The 26,845-nt window shown below is 72.8% G+C and carries 22 protein-coding genes; 13 read left to right on the top strand and 9 right to left on the bottom strand.

Features of this window, described 5'->3' with window-relative positions:
• Positions 1-41 precede the first annotated feature (41 nt).
• The 3 genes from rfbA to JOD48_RS15170 form a co-directional block, all read right to left on the bottom strand.
• Positions 42-908 (bottom strand): glucose-1-phosphate thymidylyltransferase RfbA, encoded by an 867-nt coding sequence (rfbA, locus tag JOD48_RS15180; RefSeq protein ID WP_204809676.1) that lies wholly within the window; start codon positions 906-908, stop codon positions 42-44.
• Positions 909-935: 27 nt separating this feature from the next.
• Positions 936-1,808: a glycosyltransferase family 2 protein gene (locus tag JOD48_RS15175; protein WP_204809675.1), complete on the bottom strand. Its 873-nt coding sequence runs from the start codon at positions 1,806-1,808 to the stop codon at positions 936-938.
• Positions 1,809-1,883: 75 nt separating this feature from the next.
• Positions 1,884-2,654: a TIGR03089 family protein gene (locus tag JOD48_RS15170; RefSeq protein ID WP_239527420.1), complete on the bottom strand. Its 771-nt coding sequence runs from the start codon at positions 2,652-2,654 to the stop codon at positions 1,884-1,886.
• A 150-nt stretch (positions 2,655-2,804) separates the two neighbouring features.
• On the opposite strand from JOD48_RS15170, the gene JOD48_RS15165 reads away from it, so the two are divergent.
• The 3 genes from JOD48_RS15165 to JOD48_RS15155 all read left to right on the top strand — a co-directional run bounded on the left by JOD48_RS15165 (position 2,805) and on the right by JOD48_RS15155 (position 8,479).
• Positions 2,805-3,134, top strand: a complete 330-nt coding sequence (locus JOD48_RS15165) for a WhiB family transcriptional regulator (RefSeq protein WP_036570549.1) — start codon at positions 2,805-2,807, stop codon at positions 3,132-3,134.
• Between the two features lie 108 nt (positions 3,135-3,242).
• Positions 3,243-6,761 carry a glycosyltransferase gene (locus tag JOD48_RS15160; RefSeq protein WP_204809674.1) on the top strand — a complete coding sequence of 1,173 codons (3,519 nt, stop codon included), beginning with the start codon at positions 3,243-3,245 and terminating at the stop codon, positions 6,759-6,761.
• Positions 6,762-6,766: 5 nt separating this feature from the next.
• Positions 6,767-8,479, top strand: coding sequence for a DUF5719 family protein (locus JOD48_RS15155; protein WP_204809673.1), 1,713 nt, complete (start codon positions 6,767-6,769; stop codon positions 8,477-8,479).
• Between the two features lies 1 nt (position 8,480).
• On the opposite strand, the gene JOD48_RS15150 is transcribed toward JOD48_RS15155, so the two are convergent.
• Positions 8,481-9,032 (bottom strand): metallopeptidase family protein, encoded by a 552-nt coding sequence (locus tag JOD48_RS15150; protein ID WP_307824181.1) that lies wholly within the window; start codon positions 9,030-9,032, stop codon positions 8,481-8,483.
• A 109-nt stretch (positions 9,033-9,141) separates the two neighbouring features.
• Here JOD48_RS15150 and JOD48_RS15145 point away from each other — a divergent pair, with 109 nt between their 5' ends.
• Positions 9,142-9,495 (top strand): DUF3499 domain-containing protein, encoded by a 354-nt coding sequence (locus JOD48_RS15145; protein ID WP_030150032.1) that lies wholly within the window; start codon positions 9,142-9,144, stop codon positions 9,493-9,495.
• A 21-nt stretch (positions 9,496-9,516) separates the two neighbouring features.
• Here JOD48_RS15145 and manA read toward each other — a convergent pair whose 3' ends face one another.
• Entirely contained in the window at positions 9,517-10,725 is a 1,209-nt protein-coding gene (gene manA, locus JOD48_RS15140; protein WP_191790849.1) for a mannose-6-phosphate isomerase, class I, read from the bottom strand.
• 280 nt (positions 10,726-11,005) lie between these two features.
• Here manA and JOD48_RS15135 point away from each other — a divergent pair, with 280 nt between their 5' ends.
• The 3 genes from JOD48_RS15135 to JOD48_RS15125 all read left to right on the top strand — a co-directional run bounded on the left by JOD48_RS15135 (position 11,006) and on the right by JOD48_RS15125 (position 13,832).
• On the top strand, positions 11,006-12,487 hold the full coding sequence (locus JOD48_RS15135) for a phosphomannomutase/phosphoglucomutase (RefSeq protein WP_307824180.1): 1,482 nt from the start codon (positions 11,006-11,008) through the stop codon (positions 12,485-12,487).
• Between the two features lie 9 nt (positions 12,488-12,496).
• Complete coding sequence (locus tag JOD48_RS15130; protein WP_204809672.1) at positions 12,497-12,715, top strand: Trm112 family protein; 219 nt, start codon at positions 12,497-12,499, stop codon at positions 12,713-12,715.
• A gap of 172 nt (positions 12,716-12,887) precedes the next feature.
• Positions 12,888-13,832 (top strand): cation diffusion facilitator family transporter, encoded by a 945-nt coding sequence (locus JOD48_RS15125; RefSeq protein WP_204809671.1) that lies wholly within the window; start codon positions 12,888-12,890, stop codon positions 13,830-13,832.
• A gap of 132 nt (positions 13,833-13,964) precedes the next feature.
• Here JOD48_RS15125 and JOD48_RS15120 read toward each other — a convergent pair whose 3' ends face one another.
• From JOD48_RS15120 to JOD48_RS15110, 3 genes are all read right to left on the bottom strand, one after another.
• Positions 13,965-14,882, bottom strand: a complete 918-nt coding sequence (locus JOD48_RS15120) for a glycine betaine ABC transporter substrate-binding protein (RefSeq protein ID WP_204809670.1) — start codon at positions 14,880-14,882, stop codon at positions 13,965-13,967.
• 127 nt (positions 14,883-15,009) lie between these two features.
• On the bottom strand, positions 15,010-15,885 hold the full coding sequence (locus JOD48_RS15115; RefSeq protein WP_191790844.1) for an ABC transporter permease: 876 nt from the start codon (positions 15,883-15,885) through the stop codon (positions 15,010-15,012).
• The gene (locus JOD48_RS15110; protein ID WP_204809669.1) at positions 15,882-17,303 is read right to left on the bottom strand and encodes a quaternary amine ABC transporter ATP-binding protein; all 1,422 of its coding nucleotides are present in this window, start codon (positions 17,301-17,303) and stop codon (positions 15,882-15,884) included. The genes JOD48_RS15115 and JOD48_RS15110 overlap by 4 nt, the downstream gene beginning before the upstream one ends.
• A 627-nt stretch (positions 17,304-17,930) precedes the next feature.
• Between JOD48_RS15110 and ahcY the strand changes: the two genes are divergently transcribed.
• From ahcY to JOD48_RS15085, 5 genes are all read left to right on the top strand, one after another.
• Positions 17,931-19,463: an adenosylhomocysteinase gene (ahcY, locus tag JOD48_RS15105; protein ID WP_204809668.1), complete on the top strand. Its 1,533-nt coding sequence runs from the start codon at positions 17,931-17,933 to the stop codon at positions 19,461-19,463.
• A 211-nt stretch (positions 19,464-19,674) separates the two neighbouring features.
• Positions 19,675-21,108 (top strand): hypothetical protein, encoded by a 1,434-nt coding sequence (locus tag JOD48_RS15100; RefSeq protein WP_204809667.1) that lies wholly within the window; start codon positions 19,675-19,677, stop codon positions 21,106-21,108.
• A 128-nt stretch (positions 21,109-21,236) separates the two neighbouring features.
• Complete coding sequence (locus JOD48_RS15095; protein WP_307824179.1) at positions 21,237-22,712, top strand: sensor histidine kinase; 1,476 nt, start codon at positions 21,237-21,239, stop codon at positions 22,710-22,712.
• Between the two features lie 79 nt (positions 22,713-22,791).
• Positions 22,792-23,451: a response regulator transcription factor gene (locus JOD48_RS15090; RefSeq protein ID WP_191790839.1), complete on the top strand. Its 660-nt coding sequence runs from the start codon at positions 22,792-22,794 to the stop codon at positions 23,449-23,451.
• 147 nt (positions 23,452-23,598) lie between these two features.
• On the top strand, positions 23,599-24,987 hold the full coding sequence (locus tag JOD48_RS15085; protein WP_204809665.1) for an acyltransferase family protein: 1,389 nt from the start codon (positions 23,599-23,601) through the stop codon (positions 24,985-24,987).
• On the opposite strand, the gene JOD48_RS15080 is transcribed toward JOD48_RS15085, so the two are convergent.
• Positions 24,899-25,720 carry an RDD family protein gene (locus JOD48_RS15080; RefSeq protein ID WP_191790837.1) on the bottom strand — a complete coding sequence of 274 codons (822 nt, stop codon included), beginning with the start codon at positions 25,718-25,720 and terminating at the stop codon, positions 24,899-24,901. The genes JOD48_RS15085 and JOD48_RS15080 overlap by 89 nt on opposite strands.
• Positions 25,721-25,838: 118 nt before the next feature.
• Between JOD48_RS15080 and JOD48_RS15075 the strand changes: the two genes are divergently transcribed.
• On the top strand, positions 25,839-26,828 hold the full coding sequence (locus JOD48_RS15075) for a stage II sporulation protein M (RefSeq protein ID WP_204809664.1): 990 nt from the start codon (positions 25,839-25,841) through the stop codon (positions 26,826-26,828).
• Positions 26,829-26,845 lie beyond the last annotated feature (17 nt).

Genomic DNA, 26,845 nt, shown 5'->3' with positions numbered 1-26,845 from the left:
ACGACACGAGTCGTCGGGCCCTTCGTCGCACGGCCGGTGCGTCAGTCGCGCTCGAGCAGACCGAGCAGGTAGGTGCCGTAGCCGGACTTGACGAGCTTCTCCGCACGTTCGCGCAGCTCGTCGTCGGACATGAACCCTCGGCGCCAGGCGACCTCCTCGGGAGCGCCGACCTTGAGCCCCTGGCGGTGCTCGATCGTCTTCACGAAGTCGGACGCCTCGACGAGCGAGTCGAACGTCCCGGTGTCGAGCCAGGCGGTGCCGCGCGGGAGGACCTCGACCTGCAGACGTCCTTGCTCGAGGTAGGTCCGGTTCACGTCCGTGATCTCGTACTCCCCTCGGGCGGACGGGGCGAGGTCACGGGCGATCGCGACGACGTCGTTGTCGTAGAAGTACAGGCCGGGGACCGCGTAGTTCGACTTGGGCTCGGCCGGCTTCTCCTCGAGCGAGAGCGCCTTGCCGTCGGCGTCGAACTCGACGACCCCGTAGGACGTCGGGTCGGCGACGCGGTAGGCGAAGACGGCGCCGCCGTCGAGGTCGGCGTACCGGGAGAGCGTCGAGCCCATCCCGGGGCCGTAGAAGATGTTGTCGCCCAGGACGAGCGCGGCGGCGTCGTTGCCGATGAAGTCCGCCCCCAGGACGAACGCCTGGGCGAGGCCGTTCGGCTCGGCCTGGACGGTGTACTCGATCGAGACGCCGAACTGCGAGCCGTCGCCCAGCAGCCGTCGGAACTGGTCGGCGTCGTGCGGCGTCGTGATGATCAGGATGTCCTTGATACCCGCGAGGATCAGTGTGGAGAGCGGGTAGTAGATCATCGGCTTGTCGTAGACGGGGACGAGCTGCTTGCTGATGCCGAGGGTGATCGGGTGCAGACGAGTGCCGGATCCGCCGGCCAGGATGATTCCACGCATGCGGGCCATTGTGCCGCATGCTGCGGATCAGCCGCGCCGTGCGGTCCTGATCTCGATCCGCTCGCGCGCGGCCAGCCCGAGCGAGAGCAACCAGCGCAGCGGTGCCTGGTACCAGGCACCGTAGCGTCCCGTCAGGTAGCGGCGGGCGCTGACGTGGTGCGCACGGATCATGGGCGCCGGGTCCTTCTTCCACGACACGCCCTGGACGTGGGTCACGACCGCTGCCGGGACGAACACGTTCGCCCAGCCGGCCTGCCCGAGGCGGTCTCCCAGGTCGAGGTCCTCGAAGAACATGAAGTAGCCCTCGTCGAACCCTCCGACCTGCTCGAAGGCCTCGCGCCGGAGCAGGAGGCACGCCCCGGACAGCCAGCCCGCGGCCCGCTCGGTGTCGCTCCTCGAGGTGTTCGCGCTCCGGTAGGCGGTCGACCACGGGTTGCTCGGCCAGACCTTGCCCAGCACCGCGTGCCCGGCACCGAGCCGGAGGGAGGGGATCGCGCGCGCTGACGGGTACTCGGTCCCGTCGGTGTTGAGGATCCGAGGGCCGAGCGAGCCTGCCTCCTCGTGGCGGGTGCCCGCCTCGAGGAGGACGTCGAGGGAGCCTGGTGCCCAGACGAGGTCGGGATTGGCGACGACGACCCAGTCGCCTCCCGCTCCGCGGGCCCCGAGGTTCGCCGCGCGGCCGTAGCCCAGGTTGCCGCCGGACTCGACGAGGCGGGTCCCTTCCTCCTGGGCGAGCCGTCGCGCGATGTCGCTCGGCCCACCGTTGTTCACGAGGACGAGCTCTGTCGTGCGGGTGGTCGCCGTCCGGAGCGAGGTCGCGAAGTCGACGAGCTCCGTCCCGGGGTTGTAGACGACGCAGATGACACGGAGGGCGTTGGGTGCGCCGGCGGGGCTGCTCATGATGTCGCACAGCCTATCGACCGGAACGGCCCGCTCGAACCACTCCTGGCGGGGGGTGGGAAGCGTTCCCGCACGTCAGTCGGTGATTCTCTCGGTCTCTCGGAGGCGCGCGAGGCGTGCGGGGTCGTTCACGAGCGCGCCGGTGGTCGTGGACGAGGTCACGACCACCGATCCGTCGAGCGCCAGAGCCCCCAGCGTCCGGCGCAGCAGCGGGAGCGCGTGCTCCTCGCCGACGAGGGTCCGGGGCGCGGACGCCGACGGGACCGGTGCGCCGGCGAGGGCCCAGGCGACGAGCCCGTCGTGGGAGACGTCGGGCTCGATCGCGACGGCGTCGGGGTCGGCCTCCTCGACCCAGCCGATCTGGTCGCCGTAGGTCATGACGGCCGAGCCTGCGTCGATCGCGCCGGCGGGCAGGTCGCCGTCGAACCGGCGGGCGAGCGCAGGCAGCGGGACCGCGACGAGCTGTGCGCCGGTCCCCGCCCAGGAGGCGGGGCGCGAGGTCACGACGACGTCGATGCGGCGGGCCTCCTCCTGCCGGACGGCGTCTCCACTCGGCGAGGGCTGAGCCAGCACGAGCGTGGCACCTGTTCGCCACGTGGCGAGCGCCCAGACGATCGAACGCCAGTGCGGTGGAAGGTCGAGCAGCACACGGGTTCCGGGGGCGGCGTCGAATTCCTCGACGAGCAGGTTGACGGTTTTGTTGACCCAGTTGTGCAGGACCGCGCCCGACAGCTCGACGCGCTCGCCGTCCTCTCCGTACCAGGTGAGACGTGGTCGACCGGGGTCTCGGGTGATGAGACGCTGCAGGTCAGCGATGTGCATAGGAGGGGTCGAGGATGCGGCCATGCGGCCCAGCCTAGGACGCGCCGAGACGTCCGACGTCGTGATTTCACCCACCGAATCGCCCGGATAGCACATTTCGGCTTGACGGACGTGGATGACACGCGTGTAATTTCTCTAATGCAGTTTTCATATAACGGCATGAAGGGGCGCATCATGTGGAACGTGCTGGGCGATGATCTGGGGGCCTTTCCCTCGGACGCAGGTCAGCCGGTAGAGACGGTGGCTCCTGTGCTGCCTCTCTTCGGCGAGGTCGTGGACGACGGGCTCATGGGTTGGCAGGAGCGCGCGCTGTGCGCTCAGACCGACCCCGAGGCGTTCTTCCCCGAGAAGGGGGGATCGACGCGCGAGGCCAAGAAGGTCTGCACGGGCTGCGAGGTCCGGGCCGAGTGCCTCGAGTACGCGCTCGAGCACGACGAGCGCTTCGGCATCTGGGGCGGGCTCTCCGAGCGCGAGCGTCGCAAGCTCAAGCGCCGGGTGGTCTGAGCACTCTCCGGCCATCAGGTCGGAGCGGGCGAACTGTCGCTCGGGTCGACGACCTGCCGTGTCGAGGTCCCACGATCTGCGCAGAGCGCGGGTCATGATGTGGCCAGGATGACTTCTTCAGACACGACCACGGTGACCGGTCCCTTCCAGCAGCCAGGTGCGGCGCAGCAGCGCGCACGTGGTGCGTCGCCCCACGCCGCTGCGGCGGTGACCGGCTCGGTGCCCGCCGTCGTCTCCGTGACCGCGGTGGTCGTCACCCAGGGCCACACCCGCTACCTGCCGCACACGCTCGACGCCGTCCGGTCGCAGTCGGTCGTCCCGGACGCCGTGATCGTGGTGGACGTCGCCGCGTCCCAGGCGATGAGCGAGTACCAGGAGCTCCAGCTCGGTGGCGCGCGGTTCCTCGCGGCCCCTCACGCACGCACCTTCGGGCAGGCCGTGGACATCGCGCTCGCGTCTCGCGGCGCGCAGGACCCGCCGACCTGGCTCTGGCTCCTGCACGACGACTCCACCCCCGAGCCCGGCGCCTTGGCGGAGCAGCTCCGGGCGGTCGAGCACTCGAACGCCGTGGCGGTCGCGGGCGCGAAGCAGCGCCGCTGGGACCTGGACGGCGACTCCGACGGGGTGCTCCTCGAGGTCGGGTTCACGGTCTCCCCGCTCGGTCGCCGGATGACCGGGATCGACGAGCACGAGATCGACCAGGGCCAGCACGACGCCCGCGAGGACGTCTTCGCGGTGGGCCTCGCCGGGGCGCTGGTGCGCACGTCGGTCTGGCAGGCGCTGGAGGGTACCGACCCCGAGTACGGGGTGTTCGGTGACGGGCTCGACTTCTGCCGCCGCGCGCGCCTCGCGGGGCACCGTGTCGTGGTCGTGCCGCGTGCCGTGGTCCGGCACGCGCAGGCGTCGCTCCTCGACCTGCGCGACGAGGGGCGCCACGAGGACGAGGACGAGTCCCGGGCGCCGGACGTCGAGGCGTCGTACGGACCTCGGCGGCGCAGCCACCTTCACTACCGGCTCGTGAGCGTCGCGTGGCCGATGCTCGTGCCGGCCGTGCTCGCCATGATCCTGTGGGCGCCGTTCCAGGCGATGTACCGTCTCGCGATCAAGCGACCGGCACAGGCGCGGGACGAGCTCCTGGCGCCGCTCTGGGCCGTCGTGCGGCTCCCCGCGCTCGCCAGGTCTCGCCGGGCGGTCCGCCGCACGAGCGTCCTTCCCCGACGCGCGCTGACACCTCTCCAGGGCTCCTGGCGCGACGTCCTCGGGGAGCGCCGGGACCACCGGCTGGCGAACGCCGAGGAGCACCGGGTCTCGACGGCTCCCACGGATCTCGAGCGGGCCGAGCTCCGCGCGATCGGTCGTCGGCGTCGGGCCATGCTCGGGCTGCTGACGCTCGGCCTCCTCGCACTGACCGCGACCGTCTTCGGGTCCGTGCTGGGGGCTCTTGCCGCGGGTGGACGCTTCGTCGGTGGCGAGCTCCTCCCGGCGGACGGCAGCCTCGCGGCCATCTGGCAGGCGGCGACCGGTGGCTGGGTCGCGGACGGGCTGGGAGCGCCCGCACCTGCGGACCCCTTCACGACGTTCCTCCTCCCGTTGGCGCTGCTCGGCGGCGGGTCGCTGCAGCCGGCGGTCGGCGTCATGGTGGTGCTGTCGTTCGTGGTGGCGGGGCTGGGCGCCTGGTTCGCCGCGGGCGGCGTGACCCGCTCGGTCTCGCTGCGCGCCTGGGCGGCGATCGTGTGGGTGGCGGCCCCCTCCTTCGTCCTCGCGCTCGGCGACGGGCGGCTCGGTGCCCTCGTCGCGCACGCCGCCCTTCCCTGGGCCGCGCTGGGGATCCTGCGTGCCCTCGGGGTGCAGGCGTACGACGAGCTCAGCCCCGCCCTGGGGGCACCCGGCCGTGTCCACCCGTCGGGGCGCCGTGCGCTTCGACGCCAGCGGCCAGGATCGGTCGGCGCGGCGGCAGCCGCCGGGCTCGCCCTGCTCGTCGCGGTGTGCGGAGCCCCGATCCTCCTCCCGGTGTTCGTCCTGGCGTTGGGCGTGGTCGCGGTGGCGGCCCGTCAGCACCGCCGGTACCTGCTCCTGGTGCTGCTTCCCTCGCTCGTGCTCCTCGCTCCCTTCTGGTACCGCATCGGCACCACCTGGACGGACGGTGGGTGGCGCCTCCTGGCGACCGGGCCCGGAGTGCCCGTCGGTTCCGACGCGGCACCGGCCTGGCAGCAGCTGCTCGGCCTCCCGGTGACGGGTGCCCCGTGGTTCGGTCTGGACGGCGGTGTGCTCGGTGAGGTCGCACGTCTCGCGCCGATGGCGACGGGAGCCCTGGTGGCCGTGCTGGCCGTGCTCGCCCTCTTCCGCGCACGGGTGGCGGGTGTGGCCTGTGCATGGTTCATCGCCGCGCTGGGCCTCGCGGCCGCCGTGGTCACCGGGGCGATCGAGGTCGCCGGCTCGGCCGAGGGGCCCGTCCACGGCTGGCCCGGGGCCGGGGTCTCGGTCGTCCTGCTGGGGCTGCTGGGCGCTGCTCTGCTCGGTGCTCCCGGGCTGCGGACCGCTCGGCGGCCTGCCCCGGAGGGCGACCCGGTCGCGATCCCGGAGGCGGAGGTCGCGCAGACGTCCGGAGAGTCGTCCGCAGGCACGGTCGGCCTGCAGTCTCCCTCCGAGGAGGGCCCGCGTGGCGAGCGACGGGAGCGCACGCTCGCCGGGTGGCGGGCAGGCAGCGTCGCTCTGCTCGCGCTGGTCGCGGTCGTGGTCCCTGTCGCATCGGTGGCGTCGTGGACCATGGCGGCCACCGATCGCGACGGGGCCGTCGGAGACCTGGTCGTCGCCACCGAGCCGGTGGTCCCCAAGGTCGGCCAGCAGATGCAGGACTCCGAACGCGAGGTGCGCGTCCTGTCGCTCGAGCTCGCCCCCGGCGGCGTCCTCGAGTACGCGCTCCTGCGAGGGGACGGCCCGCAGATGATCGACGCGTCGAGCGTCGTGCAGGCGCGGGCCATGACCGACCCGGCGTACGCGCAGGGAGACCTGCCCGCGGTCGTGGCAGGCATGGCGACGGGGAGTGCTGCCGGTGCGGCGCGCGAGCTCGGCGACCTGGGCGTCGGGGCCGTCGTGCTGCCGACCTCGACGACCGAGGACGCCGTCGCCGAGCGTGAGCGCGCCGAGCTCGTGGCCCGTCTCGACATGGTGCCGGGGCTCGAGCGCGTGACGGAGGGCCAGACGTCGGTCCTGTGGCGCGTCGCTCCCGGTCCGCTGGAGACGGACGCGCCGGCGTGGGCGCGGGTGGTCGCTGCCGTGCCGACCTCCGGCCAGGAGGACGAGGCCGGGCCCGTCGTGGTCGAGCGGCTCCTTCCCGCCGACGACAAGTCGGTCGAGACGCGTGTCGAGACGGGCGGTGCCGAGCGCGCGATCGTGCTCGCCGAGACCGCGGACCCTGGGTGGGTCGCGACGCTCGACGGGCGCGTCCTCGAGCGCGCCGAGGTCGACGGACGCCAGGCCTTCCTCCTCGGCTCCGAGGCGGGTTCCCTGTCGATCGACTTCGTCCCCGCGCACCGGCCGCCCTGGCTCGCCGTGGCGGGGCTGACCCTGCTGATCTTCGTGCTCCTCGCCGTACCGGTGGGACGTCGTCGGACCGGAACGAGGTAGTGCCCGTGACCACCAGATCTTCCAGACCTCGTCCCGTGCTCCGCCGGGTCGCGACGATCGGCACCGGCCTGCTGGCCGTCGCCCTCACGGGGGCCGTGGCCGCCGTCGGGCTGCCGGGGGACTTCGGGTCCGTCGCCGGGGCCGTGCCTGACGTCGAGCGGATCGAGGCGTCGACGCCCGAGCGGACGCTCGTGTGCCCCGCCCCCGTCCGCCTGGCGGACTCGACCCAGGTGGGCGACGCCCAGTTCGGCGCCGCGCCCGTCGAGACGACGACCGTGCTCCGCGCCGGGGTGGTCGGTGCGGGGGCGACGGGGGGACCAGGCGAGACGCCCGTGACGCTCACGGGGCTCGAGGCGCTCGACTCGGCACCGCTCGAGCAGGACGACTCCGGGGCCACGGTGGTCTCGCTGGCCGACGTGTCCGACGGGCAGGCTCTGCGGGTGGGTGCCGGGATGCCGGTGGACACCCGGGTCGCCGCCGCCGTGGCGTCGACGACGACTGCGGGCGACCTGCGCGGGCTCGCGGCCGCGAGCTGCGCGACCCCGGACATCGACCACTGGCTGGTCGGGGGGAGCACCGAGGTCGGCAGCAGTGCTCAGCTCGTGCTCCAGAACCCCGGCCGCACCCCCGCGACCGTGCGGATCGAGGTGTGGGGTCCTGGCGGTCCGGTCGTCCTGAGCGGTGGTGGCCAGTACCTGGTCCCGCCCGGCGGCGAGGTCATGACGCTGGTCGAGGCGGCCGCGCCCGAGCAGCGGCGGCTCGCGGTCCGCGTCGAGTCGACCGGCGGGACGGTCGCGGCCTACCTGCAGCACAGCACGCTGGCCGGCCTCGTGCCGCTGGGCGTCGACTACGTCGTCCCCGGGGCCGCGCCGTCACTCGGCACGGCCGTCTCCTTCACGAGCTCGGGCGAGGCCGTCGACGACGTGCTGGCGCCCCAGGTCAGGCTTCTCGCGCCGGGTGCCGAGTCGGGGACGGCGACGCTGACGGTCTACGGCGCCGACGGTCGGGTGCGGGTACGTGGTGGCGAGCAGGTCGAGCTCGCGCCGGGGGTCGTGACGGACCAGTCCCTGGGCGGTCTGCCCGCCGGGTCCTACACCGTCGTCGTGGACTCGACGGTGCCCGTCGTGGCGGGCGCGGTCGAGGCCCGGGCGGGCGACGCCGCCGAGGACTCGCCCTCGGGCGCGGCGCAGGTCGACCGTGCGTGGATCGCGTCGACCGCGGTCGCCGCAGCCGCCTCCGAGGAGGACGCCGCGCCCGCCCGCCCCCACCGGACGCGCGACCGTGGCACCGTCACGCTCGTGCCCGGAACGTCGAGCGTGGTCCGCGTGGGTGCGGTCCCTCGGGAGCGGTCCGAGGACTCCGAGCCGACCGGTGCCTTCCGGGGCACGTTGCGCGCCTACGGGCCGGACGGCGTCCTGCTCGGGGAGAGGGCGCTCGACGTGCCCGCGGGGTCGACCGTCACGTTCGGCGCCGTCGAGTTGGGTGGAGGCGTCGACCCCGCCGTCCTGACGCTCGATGCGCGCGAGGACGAGGCGGGTACCGACCAGGGTGGGTCGGAGCCGGTCTGGTCGGTCCTGGCGACGGCTGGAGCCCCGCTCACCGGGGCGCCGGAGGGCGCGCCGGGCACCCTGGTGTCCGTGCTCCTGCCGGTCCCTGCGGCCGAGAGCCAGGGGAGCGTGGACGTCCGTGCCACGCGTACCGCGGGGCTGCCCGACTGACTCAGCGACCGCGCTGGTAGCGGGGGTCGATCTCCTCCGGCGTGCGCGCGAGCATGTGCGCGACCTGTTCGACGACGACGTCGCGCACCAGGTCGGCCAGGTCGTCGTCGTCGAACGCCCGGGACTCGACGGGGCGGCGGTAGACGACGATGCGGGCCGGCTGTCCCGCGTCGGCGGGAAAGTAGCGCCCGAGGGGGACCCCTGCGTCCTCCCAGGGGGCCGGGTCCGAGGGCGGCACGTCCTCGACCGCGAACTCGGTGCCGTGGAGCTGCCGCGACCATCCTCGCTCGATCAGGCCGATGGTCGCGATCACCTGCTCGTCGAACCTCTCTCCGCGGGTGCGGTTCGCCGGAGCCGAGGGCGGCAGGAGCGGTCCGCGGATTCCTCGACCTCGGCGGTCCCGGCGGCGTGGGTGCGGCCCGACGTCGTTGAGGTCCGGGCCGCGGGCGGGGATGCGCAGCGAGGCGACGAGCGGCGCCGGGGCGTCGGTCGACGTCTTCTCGGGGCGACGGCGCGAGCCGTGCGGGGCGGGGGAGGGCGAATGACCGGGCACGCCTCCGAGCCTAGACGAACCGCGGTCCCGGCGCCCTGAGCACGACGTGCGAACCTGCCGCACGGCGTGTATGGCACCGCGACCACCGCTCAGGGCGTAGTGTCAGCGCGTGAGATCCGTCAGACAGTGTTCGCGTACCGCATGCACCCGTGCTTCGGTGGCGACCCTCACCTACGTCTACGCGGACTCGACCGCCGTGCTCGGGCCCCTGGCCCACCTGGCCGAGCCCCACAGCTACGACCTGTGCGCCGAGCACGCCGAGCGCCTGACCGCGCCCCGCGGCTGGGAGGTCGTGCGCCTCGCGCAGCACTTCGTCGAGACCGGCCCGAGCGCCGACGACCTCTCGGCGCTCGCCGAGGCCGTCCGGGAGGCCGGCCGTCCGCGCCCCGGCCCCGAGCCCGACGACGTCACCGAGGTCGGGCGGCGCGGTCACCTGCGGGTGCTGCGTGCCGAGGGTGACTGAGGCTCCCACGGGCGTTCGTCGTCAGGGGACGTAGGCGCAGACGATCTGGCCGTCTCCCCGGACCGTCGTCCTGCCCGAGACGTGGGGCACGAACACGGACTGCCCCTGCTCCAGCGTGAAGTCCTCGCCGCCGGTCGAGAGCGCCACGGCGCCGTCGAGGCAGAGCACGATGCGCGGTCCCTCGGACGGGAGGGCGATGTCGTCGTCCACCGAGGACTCGGCCACCACGAGCGCGAACTCGGCGACGGGCGCGCGGTAGTGACGAACCTCGTGGTGCTCGCCGGAAGCGGTGCACGTGGGGGCGACGGGCGGGCGGGCCGTGAAGGACGCGCACGCGAGGAGCGCTCCCGTGTCGACGAGCTTGGTGGTGAGTCCCGCGCGCAGCACGTTGTCCGAGCTCGCCATGATCTCGACCCCTGTGCCGGAGAGGTACGCGTGGATCTCCCCGGACGGGATGAAGAGCGCCTCTCCCGGCTCGAGCGTGAAGCGGTTGAGCATCAACGAGGCGAGGGCCCCGGGGTCGCCCGGGTGCTGCTTCGCGAGCATCGCCACGGTCGCGTCGGCGCGCGTCGACGGTGACGTCGCGACGCGCCCGCGGATGCCCTCGAGCGTGGTCTCGATGTCGGCGCCGACGTCGAGCGATCCTCGTGCGTCCAGCAGGCAGGAGAAGGCGCGCCGCATGCCCTCCGCCGTCGAGTCCTCCTCGAGGCTCGACCGCATGGTCGCGACCAGCCGGCCAGGGAGCCCTGCGAGCAGCCGCAGGATGGCTCGGGGCTGACGAAAGCCCGCAAGCCCGTCGAACTGGCTCAGCGCCACGATCATCTCGGGCTTGTGCTGGTCGTCGTGGAAGCTGCGGCGGGTGTCCCCGGGCGGCAGGCCGAGCACGTTCTCGCTGTTGTATCCCGCACGGGCGTCGTGCGGTCGCGGGTGGACCTGGATCGACAGGGCGCTCTCCGCGGACAGGACCTTCATCAGGTACGGGAGGCGGGGGCCGAACTCGTCGATCACCCGAGCGCCCAGCGTCCGCTCGGGAGCGGAGAGGATCGCCGTCTGCAGAGGCGTCAGGTCCTCACCGACGAGACGGGACGAGCCGCTGGGGTGGGCGCCGAGCCACAGCTCCGCGTGCGGCCGCCCGTCGGGCTGGTCGCCCAGCATCTCGGGGATGGCGGTGCGCGAGCCCCAGTCGTAGTGCTGGACGGTGTTCTGAAGGTGCCTCGGACGATCGATCATGTACTTCTGCGCTGCCGTTCGTTCTGGGGAGAGCCCCGGAGGGTGTGGTGCCCGCTGTCGGCGACGGCCGTGGTGAGAGGGCGTCGAGCCAGGATAGGGGGTCCGTCGCAGTATCTCCACGGGCCCGATGGTGTGTTGCCGAGGCCACGCCGTCAGGCGGCGCCGCGTGACGGCGTGGCCCCCCGACCGGAGTGCTCGGCCGAGCGGGCGGGTCCGGGCACTCCTCAGCAGGCGGTGCGTGGTTCGGTCGGTCGGTCGCCCGCACCGATACGCTGTCTCCGTGACGAGCATCGACCTGACCCAGCTGATCAAGGCCTACGACGTCCGCGGCACCGTCCCGGACCAGTTCAACCCGCAGGTTGCCCGAGCGATCGGCGCAGCCTTCGCACGCGTCGTCGTGCTCCCCGAGGTGAGCGGGGCCGAGGGATCGCCCGCCCGCCCGCGCGTCGCCGTCGGGCGGGACATGCGCGACAGCGGGCCCGAGCTGGTCGACGCGTTCGCCCAGGGGCTCGCGGAGGCCGGGGTGGACGTCGTCCGGATCGGTCTGTGCTCGACCGACGGCCTCTACTACGCCTCGGGCGCGCTGGACGTCCCCGGGGCGATGTTCACGGCCTCGCACAACCCCGCTGTCTACAACGGCATCAAGCTGTGCCGTGCCGGCGCGCGCCCCGTGGGGCAGGACTCGGGCCTGGTCGCGGTGCGCGAGCTGGCCCAGGAGTACCTCGACGGCGAGCTGCCCGCCCCCGTCGAGGACCGCGGCGAGATCACCGACCGGGACATGCTCGCGGACTACGCGGCATTCCTGCGCTCGCTCGTGGACCTGCGGGGCATCCGCCCGCTCAAGGTCGTCATCGACGCGGGCAACGGCATGGGCGGCCTGACGGCGCCGGCCGTCCTGGGGACCGCGGCAGGTCTCGAGGCGCTGCCGCTCGACGTCGTGCCCTTGTACTTCGAGCTCGACGGGACCTTCCCCAACCACGAGGCCAACCCGCTCGACCCGAAGAACCTCGTGGACCTGCAGGCCGCGGTCGTCGAGCACGACGCCGACCTGGGCCTGGCGTTCGACGGCGACGCCGACCGCTGCTTCGTGATCGACGAGCACGGCGACCCGGTCTCCCCGTCCGCGATCACGGCCCTCGTGGGGCTGCGCGAGGTCGAGCGCGAGAAGGCCGCGGGCCGTGTCCCGACGATCATCCACAACCTCATCACGTCGCGCGCCGTCCCGGACTTCATGACCGCAGCGGGCGCGGAGGTCGTCCGTACCCGCGTCGGCCACTCGTTCATCAAGGCGCAGATGGCCGACAACGACGCCGTGTTCGGCGGCGAGCACAGCGCCCACTACTACTTCCGCGACTTCTTCTTCGCGGACACGGGCATGCTCGCGGCCATGCACGTGCTCGCGGCCCTGGGCGGGCAGGAGCACCCGCTGTCCGCGCTCGGCGAGGTCTACGAGCCCTACACCGCGAGCGGCGAGATCAACTCCCAGGTCGACGACGTCCCTGCGGCGCGGGCCCGCGTGGTCCAGGCGTACGTGACCGAGGAGGGGGCCGGACCGGTCGAGGTCGACGAGCTCGACGGGCTCACGGTCTCCCACTGGGGATCGCACCCGCAGTGGTGGTTCAACCTGCGCGCGTCCAACACCGAGCCGCTCCTGCGGCTCAACGTCGAGGCGGCCGACGTGGACATCATGGAGAAGGTGCGGGACGACGTCCTGTCGCTCGTGCGCTCCGCCGAGAACCGCGCCACCGACACCGAGAGCTGAGGCGAGCACATGAGCGACGACACGACATCGGGCACTCCCGGGCCGGTCACCCTCGACCCGTGGGTCCGCGAGGCGCTGAGGTGCCCCGTGACCGGAGCCACCCTCGTGGACGGCACGGCCCCGGACAGCAGCCCCGAGCTCCGCTCGACGGACCCGGAGCGCCCGCTCGCCTACCCGGTGCGCGACGGCATCCCCGTCCTGCTCGAGGGCGACGCGCGGGCCCTCTAGTCCCCGCAGCTGGTCCCCGGACGACGACCGCGAGCCCGGTACCCCTGACGGGTACCGGGCTCGCGGCGTGTCCCACGCTCCGCGTCCCTCCCCGGAGCGTGCGGTGCGATGCTGGACCGAGCACGCGTCACGGGCCGGACCAGGGCCGGCCGAGTCGAAGGAGAGCCACGCCATGTCAGCTCACGGAGGCAACCGGGCGGTGATCGCGGCCCTGCTCGCGAACATGGGCATCGCGGTCACCAAGTTCGTCGCCTGGGGACTCACGGGAGCGTCGTCGATGCTCGCCGAGGGCGTCCACTCGCTCGCCGACTCGGGGAACCAGGCGCTGCTGCTGCTCGGCGGCAAGAAGTCTCGGCGGGCCGCCGACGAGGAGCACCCGTTCGGCTACGGCCGCGAGCGCTACGTCTACGCGTTCATCGTCTCGATCGTGCTGTTCACGGTCGGTGGCCTGTTCGCGCTGTACGAGGCCTGGCACAAGTGGGAGGACCCGCACCCCATCACCGAGTGGCAGTGGGTGCCCATCGCGGTGCTGCTGGTCGCGATCGGCATGGAGGGGTTCTCGTTCCGCACCGCGATCCGCGAGTCGAACACCGTGCGCGGCGAGCAGTCCTGGCCCTCGTTCGTCCGCAACGCCAAGGCTCCCGAGCTCCCCGTGGTGCTGCTCGAGGACTTCGGTGCGTTGATCGGCCTGGTCCTGGCGCTCGGAGGGGTGGGACTGACCCTGGTCACGGACGACGGCCGGTACGACGCAGCGGGGACCGCGTGCATCGGCATCCTGCTGGTCCTCATCGCGATCGTGCTGGCCGTGGAGACCAAGTCGCTCCTGCTCGGCGAGGCCGCGAGCCGTGACGACGTCGCCGCGATCCGCAGCGCCCTGGTGGGCGAGGGCGTCGCGTCGGTCATCCACCTCAAGACGCTGCACCTCGGACCCGAGGAGCTGCTCGTCGCGGCCAAGATCGAGGTCACCGCGACTGCCGACGGGGCGTCGATCGCCCACGCGATCGACGCCGCCGAGGAACGCGTCCGTGCGGCCGTCCCCATCGCGCGCGCCATCTACCTCGAGCCGGACCTGCGCCGGGCGGAGCCCGCAGCCTCGGGTGGGGCGACCCCGGGCTGAGGTGCGGACGCCAGGCGCCCGACGACGGAGGTGGGCGCCGTGCGCGGGCCCACCTCCGCCGTCGGGCCTGGGACGCACCACAGGCCGGCACCCGCACGGGATGCCGGCCTGTCGTGTTCGTCCCGAGGAGGCTCAGGCCTGCGCAGCGGCCTTGAGGTCGTCGACGAACGTCGGGTTGGCCTCGAGCCACTCGCGTACCGAGGCGTCGTTGTCGGTACCGTCGTTCTCGTTGAACATGATGTTCTCGAGCGAGAAGAGCTGCTCGTCGCTCAGCGTGAGCGCGGAGATCCAGGACGCGACGTCAGGGTGGTCCTCGGTGAAGCCGGTGCGGGCGACCGAGTGGATCTTCTCGGCCTCGCCCATGGCGCCGTCGGGGTCCTCGAGGTCCTTGACGGGGAACGCGTCGTAGGCCCAGTGGGGGCGCCACAGCGTGACGGCGACGTTCTCGCCCGCGTCGGTCTTGCTCTTGAGCTCGGCGAGCATGGCCGGGGTCGAGGAGATGACGAAGTCCATGTCGTCCAGGCCGTAGGTCGGGATGGCCTCGTCCTGCGTGATGCGGGTCAGGCCCGCACCGGACTCGATGCCGACGATGCGGTTGCCGAACAGGTCGGCGTTCGCCGCGAGCTCGGCGAGGCTGTCGACGGGGGCGTCCTCGTTGACCGCCACGGTCAGCTTGGCGTCGTCGTACCAGTAGCCGAGGTCCTCGAGGTCGTCGCCGTACTGCTCCTTGTAGTCGGCGTGCGTGAGGGGCAGCCACATGTCGAAGTTGACGTCGAAGTCGCCCCCGGCCATGCCCGTGTAGACGACACCGGGGTCGGCCGTCTCGGTGCGGACCGTGTACCCCTCGTCCTCGAGGATGGCCTTGAACAGGTGCGACACCGCGATGCCCTCGTCCCAGCCCGAGTGGATCGCGATCGTGATGTCCTTGTCGGCCCCTCCGGAGCCGGCGTCGGTGCCCGAGGCGCAGGCCGAGAGCCCGAGCCCGAGAGCGAGCGAGGAGGCGACGATCGCGGTGCGACGACGAGCCTGGTGGTGACGTGCGGGAGACATGGTGTCCTTCCTTCGGCGGACCGACCGCGGGTGCGGCGGGTCGAGCCGGGGTTGGTGGTGGTGCGGAGGAGTGCGGGTGCGCTGGACGGCGTGGGCCGGGCGGCAGGTGCCGCCCGGCAGCAGAGCCTCAGACCGCGGTGGCCGCGAGGGCCTTGGCGACGGGAGAACGGGTGCTGAGCGCCGAGGTCACGCGGTCGAGGAAGACCGCGAGGATCACCACGGACAGGCCGGCCTCGAAGCCGAGCGAGATGTTGATGCGCTGGAGGGCCGCGACGACGTCGCCTCCGAGCCCGCCTGCTCCGACCAGGCCGGCGAGCACGACCATCGAGAGCGAGAGCATGATGACCTGGTTGACGCCGGCCATGATGGTCGGCATGGCGAGCGGCAGCTGGATCTGGCGCAGGATGCGCCCGGGCGTGGAACCGAACGCGTGGCCGGCCTCGACGACCTCCGAGTCCACCTGGCGGATGCCCAGCTCGGTGAAGCGGACGCCAGGGGCGAGGGCGAACACCACGGTCGCGACGATGCCGGGGACCGCGCCCGTGAGGAAGATCATGACCATGGGGATGAGGTAGACGAAGCCTGGCATGGTCTGCATGAAGTCGAGCACGGGGCGCACGACGCGTGAGACCTTGTCGTTCCGGGCGGCCCAGATGCCCAGCGGGATGCCGATGGCGAGGGCGATCACGCTGGCGACGAGCACCAGGGCGAGGGTCGCCATCGCGTTGTCCCACTGGTCGACGCTCGCGATGACGACGAAGCCGACGAGGGTCGTGACGGCGAGCTTCCAGCCCTTGGCGAAGAACGCCAGGGCGGCCAGGACGAGCGCGACGACGACGAAGGGCGGGCCCTGGAGGACCAGCGCGAGCGCGTCGTAGCAGGACAGCAGGACGTCCTTGACGACCGCGAAGAACGGCTTGAACGAGGCGATGAGCCAGGCGACGAAGAGGTCGACCCAGTCACCGAGGGGCAGGCGGGGGACGAACGTGTCGGTGGTGCTCATGCGTCCGCTCCTTCCGTCGTGGCGGCGTCGTGCGGGGCGGTCGCGCCCTCGGCTGCGCCGGTGGGCGGGTCGTCCGTGTCCTCGTCGGGCCCGACGGCGTCGGGGTCGTCGAGCGTGGGCGGCACCATGGCCTCGAGGAGGGTCACGCGCGGGATGACGCCGACCAGGCGGTTCTTGTCGTCCGTCACGGCGACGGGCAGGGGGGACTCGGCCGCGGGCGCGAAGAGCTCGGCGAGGGGGGTGTCGACGCTCACGGGAGCGACGCCGTCGTGCACGATCGACTCGATGCTCGTCGTGTGGTCACCGCTCGACTTGAGCAGGGCGACCGCGTCGTCGTCCCGCACGACGCCGCGCAGGACGCGCTGCCGGTCGACGACGTAGGCCGCCGACACCTGCGCCTCGCGCATGGTGCGGCTCGCGACACGGGGGCCGCCGCCGAGCGGCACGACGGCCGTGGGGCGGACCATGACCGAGGCGGCCGTCAGGACGCGCGTGCGGTCGACGTCGGCGACGAACTGCGCGACGTAGTCGTTCGCGGGGTCCGACAGGATCTCCTCGGCCGTGCCGATCTGGACCGTGCGACCGTCGCGCATGACGGCGATGCGGTCGCCCAGGTGCATGGCTTCGTTGAGGTCGTGCGTGATGAAGATGATGGTCTTGCCCAGGGTCTGCTGGAGATCGAGGAGCTGCTCCTGCATCTCGCGGCGGATGAGCGGGTCGAGCGCGGAGAACGCCTCGTCCATGAGCAGCACGTCGGTGTCGGCGGCGAGTGCCCGGGCGAGTCCCACGCGCTGGCGCATGCCGCCGGAGAGCTGCGACGGCAGCGAGTCCTGCCAGCCGCCCAGGCCGACGAGGTCGAGGGCCTGCTGCGCCTTCTCGCGGCGCTCGGCCTTGCCCATGCCCTGGATCTCGAGCGGGTACGCCGCGTTGTCCAGGACCGTGCGGTGGGGCAGGAGCGCGAAGTGCTGGAAGACCATGCTCACGCGGCTGCGGCGCAGGGCGCGCAGCTCCTTGGCGTTCACGGTCGCGAGGTCGTCGTCGCCCAGCAGGACATGGCCCGCCGTGGGCTTCCACAGGCCGTTGAGCATGCGGATGAGCGTCGACTTGCCCGAGCCGGACAGGCCCATGACGACGAAGATCTCGCCCTGCTTGACGTCGAAGCTCGCGTCGATGACAGCGGCCGTGCCCAGGGGCTTGACGTCGGCGCGGCTCGCGCCGTCCTTGAGGCGGCGGACCGCCTCCTGCGGGCGGCGGCCGAAGACCTTGTAGACGCCCCGGACGCTCACGGCCACGGGCCGGTCGTCGGGCAGGGGGTCGGCGCCGTGGGCGCCGGGGAAGGGCTCGGTCTCGACCGGGATGAGGACGGGGGTGGTGCTCGTGGGTGGCTCGGTGCTCGTGCTGGTGCTGCTGGCGGTCATGCTGGCGGGTCTCGCCACCTTCCAGGTGTCGTGGCGGGTCCGGAACGCTCCGCGGAGGGCGCCAGGGTGACCTGGCAGCGACCTCCCGGTGCGCTCAGCGCCGCGAGGCGCGTCACGGTCCACCGGATCGAGGCCCGCCGCCGGGGGCCACCCGGGAGGGTGGCCGCCGCAAGTCGCGACGGGCGCTGACCTGTCGTGGGCCGGCGTGGTGCCGAGCCCGGACAGGTCGATCTGTCTCCAGCACCCTGCCCGATCCCAGGACGAATTGCTACCGAGTGGCCGGTGTGCATGGCGGTTTCGAGGGAGATGCTTGACCGTGCAATCGTTGAAAGCGCGCGGTTTTGACCATTCACGGGATCGTTATCGCTTCGTGATCTTGAAGTGGTCAGGGAGTTTTGCTATCGCGCGCGGGCGCGAACTGCCGGCGGGGACGAGGGCCCACGGGCGACGCTCCCGCCTGCCGAGAGCGACGGCACCGCCTGCCGAGGGTGATGCTCCGGTGCGCCGACGGCGACGGCGAGCGACGCCGTCGGGCCCCCTCGGCCTCCACGATGGGCACCCTCGGCGCTGCGAGAGTCACCCCCGGTAGTCTGGAACGACACCGTCAGAACCGTCGTTCGGAGCACCATGTCTTCTGCCACGCCCACCGCCCAGGCCTCCTTCGACGAGGTCCCCGGCCGTTACAAGGTCCGTGACCTGTCCCTCGCGGAAGCGGGACGCCACCAGATCCGCCTCGCCGAGCACGAGATGCCCGGACTCATGGCGCTGCGTGCCGAGTTCGGCGCGTCGCAGCCGCTCGCGGGCGCGCGCATCGCCGGCTCGCTCCACATGACCGTCCAGACGGCCGTCCTCATCGAGACGCTCGTCGCGCTCGGTGCGCAGGTGCGCTGGGCGAGCTGCAACATCTTCTCGACGCAGGACGAGGCCGCCGCGGCGATCGTCGTCGGCCCCCACGGCACGCCCGAGGACCCGCAGGGCGTCCCGGTGTTCGCCTGGAAGGGCGAGAGCCTCGAGGAGTACTGGGACTGCACCGAGCAGATCCTGCTGTGGCCGGGGAGCAACGGCGCCGAGGGCGCGAACCTCATCCTCGACGACGGCGGCGACGCGACGATGCTCGTCCACCTGGGGCTGCAGTACGAGCGCCTCGGCACGGTCCCCCCGGACACGCTCCCGGGCGAGCCCGACCACACGCACGAGATGAACGTCGTGCGCTCGGTCCTGCGTCGGGCGCTCGCGGCCGACCCGCTGCGCTGGACGGGCATCGCGGAGCAGCTGCTCGGCGTGACCGAGGAGACGACCACGGGCGTGCACCGCCTGTACCAGCTCGCCGAGTCGGGCGAGCTGCTCTTCCCGGCCATCAACGTCAACGACTCGGTCACCAAGTCGAAGTTCGACAACAAGTACGGCATCCGCCACTCGCTGCCCGACGGCATCAACCGTGCGACGGACGTCCTCATGGGCGGCAAGGTCGCGTTCGTCGCCGGCTACGGCGACGTGGGCAAGGGGGCGGCCGAGGCGTTCCGCGGCCAGGGCGCACGCGTCATCGTCTCGGAGGTGGACCCGATCTGCGCGCTGCAGGCCGCGATGGACGGCTACCAGGTCGCGCGCATCGAGGACGTCCTGGGCGAGGCCGACTTCTTCATCACGACCACGGGCAACAAGGACGTGGTCACGGCCGAGCACATGGCCGCGATGAAGAACAAGGCGATCGTGGGCAACATCGGCCACTTCGACAACGAGATCGACATGGCGGGGCTCGCGCAGATCCCGGGCGTCACGCGCACCGAGATCAAGCCGCAGGTCCACGAGTGGACGTTCCCCACGGGCGACGGCGAGGAGGCGCGCTCGATCATCGTCCTGTCCGAGGGGCGCCTGCTGAACCTGGGCAACGCGACGGGCCACCCGTCGTTCGTCATGAGCAACTCGTTCTCGAACCAGGTCATCGGCCAGATCGAGCTCTTCGAGGATGCCCAGCGCCCGGAGGACGAGCGCACGTACGAGCGTCAGGTCTACCGCCTGCCCAAGGTCCTCGACGAGAAGGTCGCGCGCCTGCACCTCGACGCGCTGGGCGTTCGCCTGACCGAGCTCTCGAAGAACCAGGCGGACTACCTCGGCATCCCGGTCGAGGGGCCGTACAAGCCGGAGCACTACCGCTACTGAGCGGACGCGTGAGCCCCTGAGCAAGGGGTCCGACGGCGGAGGGCCGGGTTCCGGGAGGAGCCCGGCCTCTCGCGTGCGGTCACCCGGGGTCGTCGGCCCGTCGTGCGCGGCGGGCGGGTGCGTCACCGTCGGCGGTCCGGCCCGTCACCCTGAGCGCTTCCGGCACTCCTGCGCAAGGATGGTCCCAGCAGCGCGCTGACAGGAGAAGACGATGGCGACGATCCCGAGCGAGCCCACGATCAGCGAGTCCGAACGAGCGGAGCTCGAGGCGCTGCGTGCGGAGGTCCAGCGCCTGCGCGCCGAGCGTGCCGCACCGCCCGCCGGGGCGGTCGTCGCCGCACCGGCACACCGCGGCGGGTGGCTCCGCTGGACGGCCGTCGCGGTGCTCCTGGTCCTCGCGGGCGTCCTGATGCTCGGCTCGGTCCTCGCGCGGTACGTGCGTGCCGAGATCCTCGACACCGACAAGTACGTCGCGACCGTCACGCCGCTGGGGTCCGACCCGGCGATCCAGGCGGAGATCAGCACCCAGGTCTCCGACGCGATCCTCGAACGGATCGACCTCGAGACCGTCACCGCGCAGGCCCTCGCGACGCTCACGCAGAACGTCGAGCAGGTCCCTGCCCAGGTGCAGGCCCTGGCCCCGCTCCTCGCGAGCCAGGGCGAGTCGTTCGTGCGCTCGACCGTCGACCGCATGGTCACGTCGCCGACGTTCGAGGAGCTGTGGATCGTCGCGAACCGCCAGGCGCACAAGAACCTGGTCGCCGTCCTCACGGGGGAGGGGGACACCGCGATCACCGCCGACGCGAACGGGCAGGTCACGCTCTCGCTCGGTCCCATGATCGACGAGGTCAGCAAGCGGCTCTCCGCGCGAGGATTCACGTTCGTCGAGAGCCTGCCCTCGATCGACCCGCAGTTCGTGCTGTTCACGTCGCAGGACGTGGTCAAGGCCCAGCGGGCCGTGGCGTTCCTCAACACGGCCGCGAACGTCCTGCCGTGGCTCTCGCTGCTGGTCGCGGCCGGTGCGGTGTGGGCGGCCCCGCGCGGGCGGCGCCGCCGGGCCGTGGTCCTCGCGGGCGTCGCGTACGTCGTCGCCATGGCGATCCTCGCGGTCGGGATCACGGTCGGCCGCTCGCTGTACCTGAGCGCGGTGCCGTCGGACGTCCTGTCACCCTCGGCCGCGACGGCCCTGATCGACGCCGTCCTGGTCCCGTTGCGCACGTCGCTGCGGGCGGTGTTCGCGTTCGGCGTGGTCGTCGTGCTCGCCGCCTACCTCACGGGCCCCAGCCGGTCTGCGGTCGCGGTGCGGGGCGGGTTCAACTGGCTGGTCCGCGCCGCCAGCCGTGGCCACGCGGGCGACAGCGGGCGCGCTCCGCACCCGTTCGAGATCTGGGTCGCGAGGTTGCGCTGGCCGCTGATCGCGCTCGTCCTGGCGGGGGCGCTGGCCGTCCTGGTGTTCTCGCGCTACCCGAGCGGGACCACGATCCTGGTCATCGCGCTGGTCGCGGCCGTCCTGGTGATCGCGATCCAGGTGGTGTCCGCGCCCGCGCGCGGCGCGGCGACGGTGAGCGGGCCGGGGGAGCCGGGCGGCGCCGTCGGGCAGCAGGGGGCCGCCGAGGAGGAGGCCGGGACCCCCGTCGCGCGCTGAGCACGCCACGAGACGGGGGACATCCCCCCTGCACGACGGCGGAGCGCACCCTGGGCGTGCGGGCGCCGGTCGGGAAGACTGGTGGTACCGCTCGAACCAGACCCAGGAGTCCTGCCACCATGTCTGCTGTGACATCCCCCCAGCCGCCGCTCGGCGACGCCGCACCCGACGGCGTGCCCTCGCCCGGGTACGCGCCGTCCGCCGAGCCGGTCGTGTCCGTCGAGACCCCGTCGGCCGCGCCCACCGGCGACCTGTCCCACCTCGGGCACGTCCCCGGCGGGCTCGACCCCCGCTACGTGGACCTGCGCGAGCCGGTCGGCTTCCTGGCAGCGCCGTTCTCGCGCCAGACCTGGCGCGAGTTCGGCTACCTGTGGCTGTCGCTGCTCGTCGCGCCCTTCGCGTTCACGTACGTGATGTTCACCGTGAGCTTCACCGCGGGGATCCTCGTGACGGTCGTGGGCCTCGTGGTCTCGGGCGCCCTGGTCCTCGGGGCGCGCGGCTGGGGCGGCATGTACCGCTCGATGGCGCGGTCGATGCTGTCGGTCGACGTGCTGGCCCCCGCACCGCACACGCAGCGCCGCGGGTTCTGGCGCATGCTCTGGTCGAACCTCTCGGACGGCCCCGGGTGGCGGGCCATGACGTTCATGTTCGTGAGCTTCTTCCTGGCGCTCGTCGCCTTCGTCACGTCGGTGACCTTCTTCTTCGTCTCGCTGGGTGCCGCGACGCACTGGTTCTGGTCGCAGTTCCTGCCCGCGCAGATGGCTGCCGACGGCTCGTGGCACCGCGGCGCGCAGATGGGGCCCGACTGGTACGTCGACACCCCGCTGCGCCAGTCGGCGCTCGCGGCCGTGGGCGTCGCGCTGTGGTGGCTGTGGCCGCAGATCGTGCGCGGGTTCGCCCAGCTCTTCCGTCTCCTGACGGTCAACCTGCTGGGCCCCACCCGGGCGAGCCTGCGCGTGGCCGACCTCGAGAAGTCCCGTGGCAAGACCGTCGAGGACGCGGACGCCAAGCTGCGCCGCATCGAGCGGGACCTGCACGACGGCACCCAGGCTCGGCTCGTCGCGGTCGCGATGCAGCTCGGCGAGGCCAAGGAGCAGCTCGCCGCGGGCGGTGACGCGTCCGAGGCGCTCGAGCTCGTCGACAACGCGCACGCGTCGACCAAGGAGGCGCTCGTCGAGCTGCGCGAGCTGGCCCGGGGCATCCACCCGCCCGCGCTCGACAACGGCCTCGCGGTCGCTCTCGAGACGCTCGCGGCCCGGTCCCCGCTGCCCGTGACGGTCGACGTGGACCCGGGCATCGCGCCGTCGCCGGCCGTCGAGACCATCGCGTACTTCTGCGTCGCCGAGCTCGTGACGAACGCCGCCAAGCACGCGCGCGCCACGGGCGTGTACGTGCTCGTCGAGGAGCAGGGGTCGCGGCTGCGCCTGCGCGTGCGCGACGACGGGCAGGGCGGCGCGCGCATCTCGACGCCCGACGCGCGCGGCCACCGGTCGGGGCTCGCGGGCCTCGAGGAGCGGGTTCGTTCGGTCGACGGCACGTTGGACCTCGTGAGCCCGGTCGGTGGGCCTACCGTGGTCACGGTCGTCCTGCCGAGCAGGGTGTAGCCGGCCCCACCCGCGGAGCGGCCCGGACGCCTCGACCGAGGCGCCCGGGCCGACCCATCGACACAGAAGAGGTACCACCGTGCGGCTCGTGATCGCCGAGGACTCCGTCATCCTGCGCGACGGGCTCGTCGCCCTGCTCACCCGTCGAGGCCACGAGGTCGTCGCGGCCGTGGGCGACGGCGACGCGCTCGTCGCGGAGGTGGCTCGCCTCGCCGCCCTCGGCGACCTGCCCGACGTCGTCATCATCGACATCCGCATGCCCCCGTCGTTCACGGACGAGGGCCTGCGTGCTGCGCTCGCGCTGCGCGCGGCGTCGCCGGGGCTGGGGGTCCTGCTGTTCTCGCAGTACGTCGAGACGCGGTTCGTGAGCGAGCTGCTCACCGGCGGCGCCGAGGGCGTGGGCTACCTCCTCAAGGACCGGGTCGCGGACGTGAGCGAGTTCCTCGACGCCCTGACGCGCATCGCCGCGGGGCAGACGGTGCTCGACCCCGAGGTCGTGAGCCAGCTCATGGGCGCCTCACGCTCGGACGACGGCCTGGCGCGCCTCACGCCGCGCGAGCGCGAGGTGCTCGAGCTCATGGCGCAGGGCCGCTCGAACACCGCGATCGCGGAGAACCTGTTCCTGTCCTACGGGGCCGTGGAGAAGAACGTCACGGCGATCTTCGGCAAGCTCGGCCTGCCGCAGGACGCGGGGGACCACCGCCGGGTGCTCGCGGTGCTCAGGTACCTGCGGGACTGAGCGAGTCGCGGTGGTGCCTGCGGGGGACATCCCCCGCGCGGGTGACCGGACCGCCGCCGGGGCCTCGGGGGAGGCTCCCATTCCGGGACGTACCGGGATTTTCGAGACTGGTGGGGAACCACTTCCCTTCGTCCCGAGGAGCATCCCGTGGCCGTCGTCGACGTCCCTCGTCTTCCCGCTCGCCCCACCCGGGCGGTCCGTCCGTCGCGGCCCGCGGGCCCGCCCTCCGTCGTCGCGGCCTCCGCGGCCCGGCGCCGGGAGCCCGCGCCGCGCCGTCGGGAAGGTGCCGGCGCACCCGCGCGTCGAGACGTGTTCGTCGACGCCGTGCGCGCGCTCGCGACCCTCGCGGTCCTGAGCGTCCACTGGCTCATGCCCGAGGTCACGTGGGACGGCGCACGCCTCGGGATCGGCAACGCCCTGTCGCACGGCGGCGCGTGGACCCTCACGTGGGTCCTGCAGGTCCTGCCCCTGTTGTTCTTCGCGGCCGGGGCGTCGGCCGCGTACCAGCTCTGGCGCCCGGGCCCCGCCGCACCGGGCCTCGCCGCACCGGGCCTCGTGGCGGCGGGGTGGGACGTCGTGCGGCGCCGGATGCCGCGCATCTGGAAGCCGGTCGCGGCGTTCGTCGGTGCGTGGGCCGTGGCGGCGGTCGTGCTCGTCGTCGCAGGGGTGCCGGAGACGGCCGTGCTGCAGGTCGCCCGGATCGCGCCGCAGCTCCTGTGGTTCCTCGGGGTGTACCTGCTGCTGCTCGCCGTCACCCCGGCCCTGCTGCGGGCCTACCGGGCGTGGGGCTGGCGCACGGTCGCCGTCGTCGTCGCCGCACCCTTCGTCGTCGACGTGCTGCGCTTCGCGGCGGGCGTCGAGCAGGTGGCCGTCGCGAACGTGCTGCTCGGCTGGGCCGTGCCCTACGTCCTGGGGATCGTCTACGTCGACCTCGTGCGGCGCGACGCGCTGCCCTCCCGCCGCACGCTCGCCGTCGTGGCCGCGGGCGCCCTCGCGGCCATGGCGGGCCTCGTCGTCGCCGGTCCCTACCCGCTGAGCCTCATCGGGATGCCGGGGGACGCGATCTCCAACCTCGGGCCGCCCACGGCGCTCGCCGTGACCCACGCGGTCCTCCAGGTGAGCGTGGCGCTCGCGGTGCGCGACGTCATGGTGCGCTGGGCGCAGGGGCGCGGCGCGGTCCTCGTGGCGTGGGTCGCGGGGCGGTCCATGACGCTGTACCTGTGGCACCTGACCGCGATGTTCGTCGTGCTCGGCGTGGTCCTGCTGGGGCTCGGCACGCCCCTGCCCGCGTCGTGGAGCGCCGACTGGTGGGCGAGCCGGCCCCTGTGGTTCGGTGCGGCCGCGCTCGTGCTCGGCGCGCTCGTGCTGGCCTTCGGGCGGTTCGAGGCGGGGACTCCTGGCAGGGCGGGCGGGTCGCCGCGCAGGGCGGGAGCGCGGAACGTGCCCGTCAGGTCCGGGGGTCGGGCACCGAGTACGGCAGGCGGTGGAGCATCTCGCCCTGCTCCTGAGCGAGCACCCGTCCCCGCTGGGCGCTGACCCAGTCCCGGCTGCGCCGCTCGGCGAGGACAGCGCACAGGAAGTCCTCGGCGGGGGTCCCGGGCGGCGGGCCGGGGGCCACGTACTGCTCGATCCGCCCGGCGAGCTCCTGGCCGATCCGCACGCGCGAGGCGGGGTTGAGCTGGGTGGCGCGGCCCAGGAACTGGCGGACCGCGAGGGCCAGCCCGTCCGGGAGCCGGCGCATGTCGGCGTGCGCGGCCCAGCCGGCGAGGTAGGGCGGCATCGCGATGGCGGCGTACGTCGGCTTCCCGCCGCGCACGCGGATCGCGTAGGTACCGGCCAGCATGTCGCCGACCCGCTTGCCCTTGTCGTTCGACAGCGACGCGACGATGGCGACCGAGCCGAACGTCATCCACAGCTCGCCCACGCCCACGAGCGCACGGATGAAGGCGTGCCGGAAACGGACCGGGCCGCCGTCGTCGCGCACGACGCGGATGCCCGTCGCGAGCTTGCCCAGCGACCGGCCGCGCGAGAGGGTCTCGACCGTCGTGGGGATGCCGACCATGATCAGGACCACGAGGACGATCCACACGGCCGGGGCGAAGTCGATGCTGACCGCGTTGAGCGCGGCCCCCGCCACGGCGAACAGGACGACCAGGATCACGATCCCGAGCGCGACCAGGTCGATCACGGCTCCCAGGGCGCGCGTCACGAACGACGCGGGCCGCGCGTCGAGGACCACTCCCTCGCCGGTCAGGATGCCGTCTCGCACGCGTGCTCCTCCAGGGTCGTCGACACAGGTCGCGGGGTCGTCGCCGCGCCCGGAGGGGGGACCAGGACGCGACGAGGGGTCCGGCCCACTGTAGGGCAAGGTGTGGCAGGGTAGCCGCGTGGACCTCGATGCCTTCAACGCCGTGCACAGCGACGAGTGGTCGCGGCTCGCCGAGCTGACCAAGAAGCGCTCGCTCGACGGCGCCGAGGCGGACGAGCTCGTCCGCCTCTACCAGTCGGTCGCGACGCACCTGTCGACGATCCGCTCGTCGGCCCCCGACCCGGTCCTCGTCACGCGGCTCTCCGACCTCCTGGCACGCGCGAGGGGCCGTATCGCGGGCGCGCACGAGCCCGCGTGGCGCGACGTGACGCGCCTGGCCACCGTCTCGGTGCCTGCCGCGCTCTACCGGATCCGCTGGTGGACCGTGACGGTCATGACCCTGTTCCTGCTCGTCGCCGTGGTCTCGGGCTGGTGGGTCGCCACCAACCCCGACGCGCTCGCCTCGATGGGCACGCCCAGCCAGCGCGAGGCCTACGTCGACGAGGCGTTCGCGAGCTACTACGACCCCGGGGTGGACTTCGCCGCCGTGGTCTGGACCAACAACGCGTGGCTCGCCGCGCTGTGCGTCGCGTTCGGGATCACGGGGGTCTTCACGGCGTACCTGCTGTTCTCGAACGCCGTGGCGGTCGGCTCGACGGGCGGCATGATGGCGTCCTACGGCGAGCTCGACACCTTCCTCACGCTCATCGCCCCGCACGGCCTGCTCGAGCTCACCGCGATCTTCGTGGCCGGGGCAGCAGGGCTGCGTCTGTTCTGGACCATGGTCGACCCGGGGCCCCGCCCTCGCCTGCGCGCCCTCGCGGAAGAGGGGCGCTCGCTCTTCACGGTCGTGATCGGGCTCGTGGTGGTGCTGGCCGTCTCGGGGCTGATCGAGGGGTTCGTCACCGGGTCGGGCATGGCGTGGTGGCTCAAGATCGTCATCGGGGCGATCGCGCTCGCGGCGTTCTGGGCGTACACGATCGTGCTCGGGCGCCGGGCCGTGCTGGCGGGGGAGACGGGCGACCTCTCGGCCGACCTTGCGGGGGACGTCGCGCCGGTCGCGGCCTGAGCCGTCCGGGTCCGCCG

It is taken from the genome of Oerskovia paurometabola, assembly GCF_016907365.1.
Taxonomy (GTDB): domain Bacteria; phylum Actinomycetota; class Actinomycetes; order Actinomycetales; family Cellulomonadaceae; genus Oerskovia; species Oerskovia paurometabola.
This window is presented reverse-complemented; position numbering and strand designations above follow the sequence as displayed.

Bases quoted from the DNA above. Each gene is read 5' to 3' on its own strand.
- manA (WP_191790849.1), bottom strand. From the start codon at position 10,725: ATGATCGATCGTCCGAGGCACCTTCAGAACACCGTCCAGCACTACGAC.
- JOD48_RS15110 (WP_204809669.1), bottom strand. From the start codon at position 17,303: ATGACCGCCAGCAGCACCAGCACGAGCACCGAGCCACCCACGAGCACC.
- rfbA (WP_204809676.1), bottom strand. From the start codon at position 908: ATGCGTGGAATCATCCTGGCCGGCGGATCCGGCACTCGTCTGCACCCG.
- JOD48_RS15130 (WP_204809672.1), top strand. From the start codon at position 12,497: ATGAGCGACGACACGACATCGGGCACTCCCGGGCCGGTCACCCTCGAC.
- ahcY (WP_204809668.1), top strand. From the start codon at position 17,931: ATGTCTTCTGCCACGCCCACCGCCCAGGCCTCCTTCGACGAGGTCCCC.
- JOD48_RS15125 (WP_204809671.1), top strand. From the start codon at position 12,888: ATGTCAGCTCACGGAGGCAACCGGGCGGTGATCGCGGCCCTGCTCGCG.
- JOD48_RS15100 (WP_204809667.1), top strand. From the start codon at position 19,675: ATGGCGACGATCCCGAGCGAGCCCACGATCAGCGAGTCCGAACGAGCG.
- JOD48_RS15115 (WP_191790844.1), bottom strand. From the start codon at position 15,885: ATGAGCACCACCGACACGTTCGTCCCCCGCCTGCCCCTCGGTGACTGG.
- JOD48_RS15175 (WP_204809675.1), bottom strand. From the start codon at position 1,808: ATGAGCAGCCCCGCCGGCGCACCCAACGCCCTCCGTGTCATCTGCGTC.
- JOD48_RS15120 (WP_204809670.1), bottom strand. From the start codon at position 14,882: ATGTCTCCCGCACGTCACCACCAGGCTCGTCGTCGCACCGCGATCGTC.
- JOD48_RS15170 (WP_239527420.1), bottom strand. From the start codon at position 2,654: ATGGCCGCATCCTCGACCCCTCCTATGCACATCGCTGACCTGCAGCGT.
- JOD48_RS15160 (WP_204809674.1), top strand. From the start codon at position 3,243: ATGACTTCTTCAGACACGACCACGGTGACCGGTCCCTTCCAGCAGCCA.
- JOD48_RS15165 (WP_036570549.1), top strand. From the start codon at position 2,805: ATGTGGAACGTGCTGGGCGATGATCTGGGGGCCTTTCCCTCGGACGCA.